At 42.8% G+C, this 11,726-nt stretch carries 19 protein-coding genes; all 19 read right to left on the bottom strand.

The genetic code is table 11. The features are described from left to right. Positions 1-240 carry a hypothetical protein gene (locus ACZ47Z_RS06650; protein WP_330587261.1) on the bottom strand — a complete coding sequence of 80 codons (240 nt, stop codon included), beginning with the start codon at positions 238-240 and terminating at the stop codon, positions 1-3. A gap of 38 nt (positions 241-278) precedes the next feature. Beyond that, positions 279-611 carry a hypothetical protein gene (locus tag ACZ47Z_RS06645; protein ID WP_054751073.1) on the bottom strand — a complete coding sequence of 111 codons (333 nt, stop codon included), beginning with the start codon at positions 609-611 and terminating at the stop codon, positions 279-281. 48 nt (positions 612-659) lie between these two features. Next, on the bottom strand, positions 660-1,199 hold the full coding sequence (locus tag ACZ47Z_RS06640) for a hypothetical protein (protein WP_118709189.1): 540 nt from the start codon (positions 1,197-1,199) through the stop codon (positions 660-662). Positions 1,200-1,203: 4 nt separating this feature from the next. After that, positions 1,204-1,554 (bottom strand): hypothetical protein, encoded by a 351-nt coding sequence (locus tag ACZ47Z_RS06635; protein ID WP_054751072.1) that lies wholly within the window; start codon positions 1,552-1,554, stop codon positions 1,204-1,206. After that, positions 1,551-1,931, bottom strand: a complete 381-nt coding sequence (locus tag ACZ47Z_RS06630) for an HK97 gp10 family phage protein (RefSeq protein ID WP_207741977.1) — start codon at positions 1,929-1,931, stop codon at positions 1,551-1,553. Before ACZ47Z_RS06630 ends, ACZ47Z_RS06635 begins: the two co-directional genes overlap by 4 nt. Beyond that, complete coding sequence (locus ACZ47Z_RS06625; RefSeq protein ID WP_071144339.1) at positions 1,928-2,206, bottom strand: phage head closure protein; 279 nt, start codon at positions 2,204-2,206, stop codon at positions 1,928-1,930. The genes ACZ47Z_RS06630 and ACZ47Z_RS06625 overlap by 4 nt, the downstream gene beginning before the upstream one ends. Position 2,207: 1 nt before the next feature. After that, on the bottom strand, positions 2,208-2,495 hold the full coding sequence (locus tag ACZ47Z_RS06620; RefSeq protein WP_054751069.1) for a phage head-tail connector protein: 288 nt from the start codon (positions 2,493-2,495) through the stop codon (positions 2,208-2,210). A 10-nt stretch (positions 2,496-2,505) separates the two neighbouring features. Beyond that, complete coding sequence (locus ACZ47Z_RS06615; protein ID WP_464525989.1) at positions 2,506-2,892, bottom strand: SAP domain-containing protein; 387 nt, start codon at positions 2,890-2,892, stop codon at positions 2,506-2,508. 17 nt (positions 2,893-2,909) lie between these two features. Beyond that, complete coding sequence (locus tag ACZ47Z_RS06610) at positions 2,910-4,148, bottom strand: phage major capsid protein (protein ID WP_118316674.1); 1,239 nt, start codon at positions 4,146-4,148, stop codon at positions 2,910-2,912. A 30-nt stretch (positions 4,149-4,178) separates the two neighbouring features. Next, positions 4,179-4,778, bottom strand: a complete 600-nt coding sequence (locus ACZ47Z_RS06605; RefSeq protein WP_054751067.1) for an HK97 family phage prohead protease — start codon at positions 4,776-4,778, stop codon at positions 4,179-4,181. Next, positions 4,768-6,027, bottom strand: a complete 1,260-nt coding sequence (locus tag ACZ47Z_RS06600) for a phage portal protein (RefSeq protein WP_464525988.1) — start codon at positions 6,025-6,027, stop codon at positions 4,768-4,770. Before ACZ47Z_RS06600 ends, ACZ47Z_RS06605 begins: the two co-directional genes overlap by 11 nt. A 17-nt stretch (positions 6,028-6,044) precedes the next feature. Then, entirely contained in the window at positions 6,045-7,697 is a 1,653-nt protein-coding gene (locus ACZ47Z_RS06595) for a terminase large subunit (protein WP_118316672.1), read from the bottom strand. A gap of 5 nt (positions 7,698-7,702) precedes the next feature. Then, the gene (locus tag ACZ47Z_RS06590; RefSeq protein WP_071144346.1) at positions 7,703-8,056 is read right to left on the bottom strand and encodes a hypothetical protein; all 354 of its coding nucleotides are present in this window, start codon (positions 8,054-8,056) and stop codon (positions 7,703-7,705) included. 85 nt (positions 8,057-8,141) lie between these two features. Next, on the bottom strand, positions 8,142-8,456 hold the full coding sequence (locus ACZ47Z_RS06585) for an HNH endonuclease (RefSeq protein WP_118316671.1): 315 nt from the start codon (positions 8,454-8,456) through the stop codon (positions 8,142-8,144). Between the two features lie 207 nt (positions 8,457-8,663). Then, positions 8,664-9,008: a hypothetical protein gene (locus ACZ47Z_RS06580; protein ID WP_464525987.1), complete on the bottom strand. Its 345-nt coding sequence runs from the start codon at positions 9,006-9,008 to the stop codon at positions 8,664-8,666. Next, entirely contained in the window at positions 8,998-9,288 is a 291-nt protein-coding gene (locus tag ACZ47Z_RS06575; RefSeq protein ID WP_464525986.1) for a hypothetical protein, read from the bottom strand. The genes ACZ47Z_RS06580 and ACZ47Z_RS06575 overlap by 11 nt, the downstream gene beginning before the upstream one ends. Further along, positions 9,257-9,640, bottom strand: coding sequence for a hypothetical protein (locus ACZ47Z_RS06570; protein WP_054751063.1), 384 nt, complete (start codon positions 9,638-9,640; stop codon positions 9,257-9,259). The genes ACZ47Z_RS06575 and ACZ47Z_RS06570 overlap by 32 nt, the downstream gene beginning before the upstream one ends. Beyond that, positions 9,627-10,919 (bottom strand): ParB/RepB/Spo0J family partition protein, encoded by a 1,293-nt coding sequence (locus ACZ47Z_RS06565; protein ID WP_118316669.1) that lies wholly within the window; start codon positions 10,917-10,919, stop codon positions 9,627-9,629. The genes ACZ47Z_RS06570 and ACZ47Z_RS06565 overlap by 14 nt, the downstream gene beginning before the upstream one ends. 6 nt (positions 10,920-10,925) lie before the next feature. Further along, positions 10,926-11,714 (bottom strand): ParA family protein, encoded by a 789-nt coding sequence (locus tag ACZ47Z_RS06560; protein ID WP_118316668.1) that lies wholly within the window; start codon positions 11,712-11,714, stop codon positions 10,926-10,928. Positions 11,715-11,726 lie beyond the last annotated feature (12 nt).

Genomic DNA, 11,726 nt, shown 5'->3' with positions numbered 1-11,726 from the left:
CTACCGCTCTCCTTTCCGCATCTTTTCCCGCAGTTTCTTCCTATCCGGCTTTGTCTGTTCCATTCTCCAGCAATTATCTAAGTACTCTCTGCCCTCTTTCGTCTGCATGAGCTTATGTATATTTGCCTCTCGCATAAAATATAAATACAAATCTATTGGCATTTCCTGCACATCAAATATTGTGATGTTCAGATAGTCAATTACCAGCTTTTCCCCTTTTGTATTTAATCTATAATGCACCTTGTCCCCGCTGCCGCCGCCCGGATAATACGGCATTTTTAATTTGGGTTATTCTTAATCGAATTGACAAAATCGCCATAATCGTTAATGTATGCCACGATTTCCTCAATGTCGTACTCTTCGCTTTCCAAATACTCTGCTGTAATCCGCTCCCCGTTTTTATTGTTAGATAAGATTTCAGCCATAAGTGACAACATTGTTTTATATACTTCTTTGCCGTCCACTTCCTCTTCGTCCAGATCACTGATTTCCTGCATCTTTTCAAATGTGCTTTTCTTTGGCATGTTTACAATTACTACTTTGCCGTCTTTCAGTGTCGTTGTATAAAAACTGCGTTTCATTTTTCCAAAATTAAAGCTTTTGTTCGCCATGCTTTACTCTCCTTTTTTAGCTGCGGGAAGTGCCCCGCAGCTTTTTCTTTACACTTCTGTAACGATATCCTCGTCAAAAATCAATAATGTGCCGTCTTTATCCAACGGGTGCGCCTTAAACTGCGGCTCGATTGTGCTTTCTGCATCTTTGGCAAATGTAAAGCTAAAGCCTGCCTCATTTCTTCCCACAATCGTTACTCTGATATTGCCGTCCTCACTATCTTCGTGTAAGAATCTAATGAGGTATTTTTTATTGTTCTGGTTTTTGATTCCACCGATTTTTACAGTTCTCTTTTTGGCTGTTTCGGTTACTCTCGCTGTTGCACACAATTTTTCAAGTGTCTTTGCGCACCATGTAAGCAACCCTGCCTTTAATGTCACATCTTCACTGGTTAAAACCGTTTTCTGTACAACGCCCAAATCGTCCTTTGCCGTATATGTTTCTGCGGTATACTCCAACGATGCGCCGCCCTTGATATGTGCAAGCTGGTTTGCATCTGTTTCAATCGCTGTATCTTCCGGGATTTCCCCAGTAAAAACCATGCAATACAGCTTTCCACTGCCCAAAATAATTCTTTCGCTATCCATATCCTTATCCTTTCTTTCTCACTTTCTCGTAAATTGTAAATTCGTATGCGGTCTGTACCATATCCTCACTTTCAATCGTATCTTGGTACTTTGTGTAATCCACATCAAATAACACTTTCTCTTCAATTTCTTTCTCTAAACTGCCGTCTGCCACTTTGTCTGTGTACAGTTCCAGTGCTGCGTGTATCTCATGTAACAAAATTCTTTCATCACTTCCACGCCCAACTACCTGTGGTACGATATACACAAGATATGGCGGCACTGGTAACGGGTTTTCTTTCGTTTCCCGGAACGCATCTTTTGCAAGTGGCAGCCCCGTTGCTTTTGCCCTGTCAATTATTATTTCTAACCTCACTGCTGCACCACCTTTTCTATACGTTCCTGCAATTCTGTTACCATTTTTTCCTCTACAGGCTTAATATGTACCCTCGGATTTACACGCCCGCCGTTTCTACTTGCGTGTCCGTATTCCAGTAAGTGCGTAAGTTGATAATCTGTTTTATTAAACACTGTATTCCTTTTGGTGCGGGTATCTGCATAGGTCTGTTTTTTTCTCCAACCTCTTCTATAACTGCCTGTCAGCTTTGGGCTGCTCTGTTTCAGTTCGTCCACACCCTCTTGTGCCACATCATCAACTATCGTTTTTATTTCGTCCGCTACGTTCTGGTCGTATTCCGTAAGCCCGGCTGCAATCTCTGTTGCAAGGTCTTTTATATCTACTTCTTTACTCAACGTCTGCCCACCCGCTTTTCTGCATACAATTCTGTCTTTTCTTCGTTCTTCCGTTTGTATGTTCGGTATACCGTCAGCCTCTGCCCGTTGTACTCAATTTCTGTTTGATTGCTGTACTCAAAACTCCATACCACAAACTTGTATTGCGGCTTTATGTCCTTTTGCCCCACTGCCTCAAACTCGCTTTGCGTAATGCTCTCAACGTCACAGAAAATAATAGTTTTCTCTACCTCGCTGTCATTGATCTGCTCGCATAACGTAATTTCTTCCTGCATCTTATCCCTCTTTTGTGTTGTAATCTCCGGCAAGACACAGTGACATTTTCAACGCCTCATAGCTCTGCCTGTATCTGTCTGCTGCATTTTGGTAATTAAACTCTGCTTTTACAAACAACGTAACGGCTCTAATAATAAGCGCATCGTTTTCATTGATATTTACCACGCCTGCAAGCTGTAAATCCAACTTGCAGGCTGCAATACTGTTGTTTATGTCCTGTTCAATCACTGCGGATTTGCTTAAAATCCTCATGCTGCTTTTTATGGTATCTGTTAATATTGTTTCCATAAAACCGCCTCTACTTTGTGATTTTCGCCACTCCTGCTGCCACTAAAACCTCTGCACGTTCTGCTGTTACAACAAATTCTTTGCCCGGTCTAAATGTCTGCTGCGCCTGTTTATCTTTGTAGGTTTCAATAACCGTTACTCTCACACCGTCTTTTTCTGTGTCCGTTTCGGACACTTCCGGCTTTGGCGTTTCCTGTTCTGCTTCTCCCGGTACTTCCGGCTGCTGCGGCTCTCCCTGCTGCGTTTCTCCCTCTTCCGGCTCTTCTGCATCTACTGCCGCAATTCTCTTTGCAAGCTCTTCTTTCGTTCCGCTGTCACTCAACCCCAGCTCATTTGCAAGTTTCTGTAAATCTTCCTTTTTCCGCTTTTCAAGCTCTTTTACATCAAAATGTGCCATATTGTGCCTCTCTTTCCTTATACCTGCCTAACGCCCTTTTTCACTAAGATAATGCCGTTTGCATCGGCTACCTTGCCGTCCACAACCATTAAGCACTTGTTTTTGATTTTGTTGTTATCGTGGTCTGTCCACTTCACTACCTGCATTTCCATGTTGGTATTGATAACGTAATCAGAGAAACTCATAAATACCGCAATTACATCGCCCTCGTTTGCATCGTCCCAGCTCGGTAATACATCGTCCTCTACGGTTTCCACGTTCTTGCCCATGAAACGGTATGTTTCCTCTCCGTTCACTCCATAATTTGTACGTCCGATCGGCTGCCCGTTCTTATCTTCCATGCCGTCAATGCCTGTATCAAACGTGGACTGATTCATAACAAAACTGCCGTTTCTGTACGCCTTTTTCATTTTCCCTTTTACTTTGTGCCAGCCGTTCCAGCTCTCATACTCTTCCTGTGTCAGCGTAACAACCGTTGTTACCCGGCTGTCCTTTGTGACACCCAGCGGCTGCCCCTCTCCTGTACCATTGAAAATTGCAATCTCAATAGCCTTTACCATTGCCTCTGTTGCCATAGGTACAAACAGATCAGTAAACATTTTCAGAGTAACAACATTGGCTAAAATGCTCTGTGAAATTTTGCACTCTAAGCCGTAATAGTTGAATGTTACAGAAGTTTTTGCAGATGCTTTCTGGTCATCGCTGCTCTTTTCCTCTGCAATCCAGTGTGCCGTAGGTTTTAAATCTGCAATCGGAATGGATACACCGCCCTGTACGTTAATCTTGCGTACTTTTGCGTAAATGCTGCCGTAGCTTTCCAGCTTTGTAATAATCTCATTCATAATAGAGGTTGGAATTACTGCGCCGCTGTCTGCTGTCGTAGTATTTTCTGCTGCTCTATACTCCTGCGGAATAACCACGCCCCTGCACACATAATTCATAAATGCTTTTCTGTATGCTACAGTGTCGTACTTATCCTCTGGCTCTGTTGCTGCCGCACCCGTTCCGCCTGCTCCTGCAAAGTTTCTGAATGTCGTAGGTTCTGTGCCTGCTCCGCCTGTAGGCTCTCCCGCAGCAATTCTTGCAAGTAAATTTTTGCGTTTTTCTGCTGCCGCCTGCAAAGAGGTTCTTTCTTCCTGTAATGCTGTTACCTCTGCTTCAAGTGCTGTCATTTCTTCGTCTGTAAGCTCTGCCGCTCTGGTGTTCAGCTCTTCTCTGATTTCTGCTAATCTTGCCTCAATTTCTTTTAATCTCATGCTCTGTTTTTCTCCTTTTCATTTTCGCTTTTATAAGCTCGCCTTAATCTTTAGTATCATAGCCCGCCTTTTAAGCAACTCCTGCTTTTCCTGCTCATAACTCCTATTTGCAAAATTACGGGCACTTATTTCAGTATCGTTATTTGCCGGAATACTTACGGCTGATACATCATAAACTTTTTTGATTTTTAGAATCGTTCTTGTGTGTGTTTCCCTGTCGTAGCTTTCCTCTGCTACGGTAAACGCCCATGACATTTTTGTTATCATGCCTGCGTCAATGTCCTGATACAATCCCCTTGCCAAATCTGTTTTACTTAAATCTGCTGCCACAAATAAGCCTTTCGCATCTGGCTCTAAAATCAATGTTTTGTTGGACTGTCTGGCAAATACCCTGCCTGTATGGTCGTACTGCATTATAACGTCACTCATATCTGCATTATCCAGTGCGTGTGCGTCAATTCTTTCGTAAATCTTTGTACCGTCCTCAAATTCATATAAAAGATACGGTACGTTAAATGTAGTGGCGTATCCCTCTACATAACATTCTGTATTTATGCGCTTATCGCTCGCAACTTGGGCAGTGAGTGGTGTTACCAGCGTTCTGTATTCCCGTTCTTTTTTAACTGGCATTATTAACACCCTCTTTCTCTGTTTGTCCGTCTTGTGTTTCTCCCGTTTCTGGTTGTAGGTTCTGTTCCCCTGCCTGTGGGACTTGCTGTATAACTACTTGTGGCTCATTGCCTTTTTGCAGTTCGCTTACCTCTGTATACTCTTTGCGGATATAATATTTTTCTCCGTCCTCAACATGCGCCATATTCCATATATCCATTACGCCATTTCTGTTTAGTAATGCCCTGTCAAATAGCTGCGTGCTTACGCTCAACTTTGTAGCATTGCTGGCATATTGCAAACGGTTTGCAGAAAAGAAAATAGCATTTCCACACGCCCGCTCTCTTTCTGTAAAGCTCATGTTTGTCATCACTAAAGATAATTGAATTGCAAAAGGCTCTATTTTCCCCTCGTAATAGGCGTTCCATGTATTCTCGTCAAATTTGTTCTGCAAAATATCCATGTTCGTACCAAAATGTGTACAAACATTTTCCTGTATGTGCTGCATCTGCAATGCGTTAGGTGTATACGGTTTACTCTCTACCTGCTTCAAGTCGGAAAATTTATTATCATAAATAATCATTCCGCTATCATTGTCTGCGCTTAAATTGTCCTCTGTAAAACGCTTGCGCTCTTTCTTTATATCCTCTGGTTTCAGCATGTTTGCAACTTTTGCTAAAAATCGGATGTTTGCAGAGTTTTTTACTGCGTTTATGATTCCCTCGTTTTGCGTATGTATCAACTGCATTGTGGGTGCAAGCGTGCTGTTATCCTCTCCAAACAGATCGTCTTTATATTCAAAATCTGTCATAATCCCCACACGCTCAAACTCAATAGCCCCATAGCTGCCATTTGCAAACAGGTATCGCAAATATAACTGCCCCTCGCACTCTATTACCTCGCAGCGTTCGGCACGCAATGGATACCAGCCGCATAAACGCCCGTATTCGTCCTCTATCGGAATAATGAACGCTGTATGCTCTACAGCCACATACGTTGCCAGACGCTTAATAAATTTTGTTGTGTCCATAAAATAATTTGGCTTATGCTGTAATGTCTTTTCCAATGTTTTAAGGGCACTGCCCTCAATCTCCGGCTTTAATTTGCTGCAATGAGTGGCAAAATTGTTTACCGCTGTCCTTGTCAAATCCATTTCATATACACCGCCGCTAAAGCTGGTAAATGTCGGACTGTAGCCGTTCAGCATTTTAAAATAATTTCCTATGGCTTTTAATTCTTTGCCATGAAAAAGATAATCTAAAAATCTCATACCGTTTACTCTCCTTTCTATGCGGCGTTTTTCAGTAATTCCCCTACCTCTTCGTGGTATTTCTGTCTTACCGTCATTGCGTCTATGACAGATACAAAACCATCTATATGCGCCCGCTGTTCTATCTTTATCGGGCGGAACTTCCTTGTTTCCATGTTGTGCTTTAATGCCACATTTAAGAAATGCGACTGTAGCAATTTATTGTTTACAATTTTAAAATCGCCGTCTTTAACAATTCCCTCAAACTCCCGTATTACAGGTGTGAGGTTTTCGCCTTGGTAAACATCATCTGTGTGGAATCCGTAATTTTTCAAATCGTCCACAAGGTACTGTGCGCTGTACCTGTCATATCCGATTTTCAAAACCCTTATGCCGTATGTTTCCAGCAACCATACATACCAGCTAAATACGTCTTTGTAATTAACGTAATTGTCCCCGGATAAAGTAATAATGCCTTTCTTAACAAAAATGTCATACGGTACTCCATCTGCTGCCTGCAAGGTTTCAAGCCTGTTTTTCGGCATAAAGAATTGTGTAAATGCGTATAATACGCCCTCTTTCTCTATAACCACGCTTGCGGCTGTCAAGTCTGTTGTTTGGCTCAAATCTATACCGCCCACTGCATAGCACTCTCTAAAATCTTCCAGTGTTTTTAATACTTCTGCTTTTTCCACGGTCTGATATTCCAGCCATGCAATAGAGCTGTTCTGTTTGATATTGCAGTACTTTGTAAGGAACTCTGCCTTTTTACTTAAACTGCCCTCTGCTACTGCAATTTCATCAATAAAGAAACTCTCTTTTACTGATACACCCATATTCGGGTTTGCTTTTTTCAGTTCTTCTATATCGTTCCATTTTTCCACATCATCAATCATGTACAAAAATGGTAATAGTCTGCGTTCTTTGCTGTTTCCCTTTAAGAAACTTGTACTACGCTTCATTAACTCATCATAGATACTATCGTTGATATATCCGGCTGTACTTATGCTTAAAATCATCGGCTGTTTACGTGCGCCTAAAGCAGATTTCATAACCTCATACTGCTTTAATCCAGCGTCCCCGCTCCATGCCGCCATTTCATCACATACAACAAGCTGCGGGTTGAAACCGTCCGACTTTTTAGCATTAAATGCAATCGGTTTGATAACTGTATTGCTCTCTGCAATATAGATATCGCTACGCCGTTTTTTCGCCAGCTCTTCCAACTCTTCCTCTGCCTGTACCATTTGATAGAATCCGTCATATACAAGGGCTGCTTGGTCTAATTTGGGCGCTAAACAGTATATTTCCTGTCCATACTCCGGCTCTAAATAAGCCATGTATGCGATTAGCGCAGATGCAAACAAACTTTTGCCGTTTTTTCGTCCGATAACAATAAAAATTTCACGAAAAACACGTATTTTTTCTGCATCTTGTATGCCAAAAATGGTGGAAACTATAGCTTTTTGCCATAATTCCAGCGTGATTAAATCATTACGTCCCTTGCTATGGTGGCAAAATGTTTCTATGAATTTTATAGCTTTATTGGCTGCCTTGGCATTAAAAAAATACTCCTGCGTTTGTAGCCCGTTTATGATGATTTCAAATATTTTTTTAATCCATTTTCCTACGATGATCTCGCCGCTGCTTATCTTTGCGTAGTACTCATAGATATAATTTTTATATGGCATTTGCCCTATTCTTCTCTAAGGGCTGCCAGCTTGCTTTGCTTACGTTTTGCCGCAGGTACAAGCTCTGTTAATTGCTTGATGATAGCCGCATAATTCTTTGATAATGCTATGTATGTTTCTGCTTCCGGGCTTTTCTTCGTCCCGTACTGGTTCTCTCCGTTTTTGTACTCACTTGTCCAGCCCGTTTCCTCTATCACGTTCTGCAATTCATCAAGTTCTATCGACATAAAAGCAGCCTTTTCTATCAGCGGCGTTACCAACTTCTTTTTATTTTCGTCTAAGTCCTTGAAAATCCCTTTTAATCTTGTCTTTTCACTCTTTATCTTGGCTTCTTTGCTCTTTTCCTTTCGTGCTGCCATTTCTTTTACCCCTTTCGATACACCCCACCCCCTCTACACCACGCATGTGCGACCTTGCAGAGTAAAATTAGGGTTACCCCTCGGTCTATCGTGAGCGAAAAATATTTTTCTGAATGGGGGGGATTAGTTCGCCGTCAGCCGTAAACGCATATCGTTTTGCACGCACGTTTTTTGCATGATGCTCTTTGTTGTGGCAGTCCTGACACAATGCCTCTAAGTTGTCCCAGCATAACGTAATGTTCTGCTCGTGTATGTTCTTTGGTGTCAGCCATATCTTGTGATGCACAATCTTTGCTGGCTCTCCGCAGCGTTCACACAAGTAATGCTGTGCAACCATGTATGCGTCTCTTGTCTGCGTCCACTCTTTAGATTTATAAAACCATTCTGCCCACTCTTTCATGTTGCCTCTTTCTTTACCCAACGCCCTAGGTTTCATGCGTTGGGCAGGAGGTAAAAGTATGATGAAAAACAAAAGGACGCACGAAAAAACATTTAAGTTCTTTCGTGCGTCCTTAACAGTTGTATTATACCGCCCGCACCGTTTCCCTGTCCACCGCAGGATTTGTGCAAATATACCGCAAAATTTGTGTAGCTATTCCGCACAGCTTTACTCAATCCCATAAATCATAACTGCCAGCTCCTTTACTGCTGCTGTAATCCAGCGTCTTGGTGTATCTTTCCCTGTGTTTAATTCTTTCTCGATCTGCTCGTATGTATATCCCTGCATGTAATACATGCGTAATGCTGTGTACTCTTCCTCTCTCTCTGCCTGCTGCCTGCGCCGCTGTACCTCTTCCAGTGCCGCCGTAATATGCTGTACTGCCTCTTTTGTTCTCTGTCTGCTTTCTTCGTCCGCTGTGTGCTGTATAAAGAATTGTGCATCTCTGTACTGTTTCAACATTGCCACTGTTCTGTTATACTGCTGCCTCTGCATCTCTTTGTTATTCCCCATGCGCCCCTGCCTCACTGTCTTTATATTTTTCTGCCGCAACATTAAATGCCTGTGCCTGCCTGCTAAACATCTGTGCCAGCGCATCACATATATTTCCTGCTGCGGTAAATACTGCCTCTGTAAATGTTGCCATTGCCTGTGTTATCTGCTCCACCGATATACCAGCACAAGGCAAGGACTGCTGCGCCCTTGCCTTTCTTCTCTTTCGCTTGTCCATATATGCAGGTGGATTATAACCATATCGCTTTTTATAATTCTTTTTCCACTGTCTGTGATTCATGCCATTGCTCCTTTTCTTCTCTGTTCCAAAATACCTGTCTTGTCTGTATCCCTGCCTCATTAAGTTTTTGATATATTTCCCTTAACTGTTCCCGTTCGCAATGTTCCCTCTTACTTCTTGGCGGTCTTGAGTAATCCAATGGTGTTGTTTTACCAAAAAGCAGCGTCCGTAAGCATTCCGCTGTTGTTGCTCCTATCTGTCTGTAAACGCCCATTGCCATATACGTTTTTTGCCATATCCACAACTCTATTCCCAACGCCTCATTGATTTTATTAAACAATTCATCCAGCGCAGGTTGTCCCATTTCTCTATGCTGCCATTCATATTCCTGTTTTATTTTATCCTCTATCATGCTTTACTCCCTTGGTGTCCGTTTCGGACACAATACCCATTACCTTAATTGCCATGATGCAGTACCCCTCTGCAAGTCCTGCATATTCCTGTAACATATACGTTACCTCTGCCTTTATGATTCTTCCCGTTTCCTCTCCGTTCGTGTATTCTGCCATTTCTAAAATATCGCCCTGTTTAAATCCCTCGTCATTCTTCCGCAGCTCAAACGGCTTTTTACCGCTTGCCACATCTTCAAAAGACATTTTTGCTAATCTTATTCTGTGTAGCTTTGGCTGTTTTTCTGTATCGCTTGGCAAATGCTCCATTTTTTCATTTTCTGCCTGCTGCCGCAGCTTCGCTTTTGTTTCTCGGTCTATTCTGTCCTGCTCTTCGCTATACCGCTGTTCGTCCGTTTTTTCTGCCTCTGCCTTATTCTTGTACTTGTCGCACTTCTGACACGTCCCCGTTTTTACATTGCAGTCTGAATAATACAGGCATGAATAGCACAACGATGTAATGCTCTCCGGGTGTGCTATTTCGTAATCGTCCCCCGGTCTTGGTTCTTCCGGCTTATCTGCTTTTTCTGCTGCTTTCTTTTCCGCAACTTTCTGTGCAATTTCATTTGCCCGTATCTCTTTCCCGGCTGCTGCCCGCTCCGCAATTTCCTTTTGCTCTGCCTCTGACAACTTCGCAGCCTCATACGCTGCCGTTACCCCAATACTACCGCTTTTTAACTGCTCTTTGATTTCCGGCGTTGCATTGTTGTTGATACTTTCCATACGTGCTACGTTTGTGCTGCTTTCGTTCAGCATTGAGGCTATCAGATCACGCATTTTCCCTTTAATCTCTAATCCGTCCTCTTTCTTTGCCCGGATAAGTGCCGCCTTGGTTCTTTCTACCAATCTCGTTTTTTCGTATGCCGTCAGCTCCTGCGTGTATCCATTGCCAGCCAGCAACGATAACTCATACATAGCCTCGCTCATATCCTTTGAGCGGAAAAGCACTTTTTCATACTCTTTATGCCCCCGCTCCAAATTCAGCTTGTTTGCTTCGTTACGTCTGTGCCCGTCAATTATGCGGTATTCTCCGTTTACCCTTGCCAAAACCGTTGGCTGCTCCTGCCCTACGTGTAAAAAGCTGTCTGCCAGTTCTTCTATGCCCTCTAACTTCTGGTGCGTGTTCTCTTCGGCTGCCTTTACCTCATACGGGCTTAAATAGATTTCTTTGTATCCCTGTGCCTGCTGCCCGGCTGCCTTTGTCTTTGCGTTCAGAATATCGTTAATGCCAAACTTTGCCATATCTTTTTACCTCGCTTTTCCTGTGTATGCCGTTACAAATTTCTTGTATCCCTGCGCTGCTGCACAACATGGGCTGTACTCATAAATGGGCTTTCGCAAAAATGTGTTTTCTGCTACTTTCTTGGAATATCTGATAATGCCCAAAATATTAAAATCTGTGTTCTGTTCCAGCCACTCTACGCCTGCTGCCTCTCCGTCTGTGTTTTGGTATGACGTAATCAATACGCCAGCCAACTTTAATGCCGGATTAAATGCTTTTGCGTCCTCTATCTGCTCTGTCACGATATCCAGCCCCTCTAATGCGTCCTCGTCCACCTTTACAGGTACTATTACCTCGTCCGTAATCGCCAGCGCATTTACAACATTCAGCCCGATATCTGGCGGGTTATCAATGATGCAGTAATCGTATTTGCCGTATACGGTGCAATCTCCGTAATACTGTACTTTGGCATATACCAGTGTTTTGTATCTTTCAATCTGGTTTTCGCTGTCCTCTTTGGTTAAATTCCATGTAGCCCCAAACAATGACATATTCGCTGTTACAATGTCGATGCCCTCATAGTCTGTATGCTGTATCAGTTCGTCTACGTTGCACCAGTCCCCAGCCAGTAACTTTGTAACTGGTGCTATATTCTCTGCATCGTATCTGCTGTACGCTTTGCTTAAATTGCCCTGTTTATCGTTATCAATTAGCAATACTCTGTAACCTCTCCTGTAAAGCTCATATGCTACGTTTGCTGCCGTAAATGTTTTTGCCACGCCGCCTTTTAAATTTAAAACGCTAATCACTCTCATACTTTTACCTCT

It is taken from the genome of Mediterraneibacter faecis, from assembly GCF_055383675.1.
Note: the sequence above shows the minus strand (reverse complement) of the source record. Positions and strands in the feature narration are given on the sequence as shown.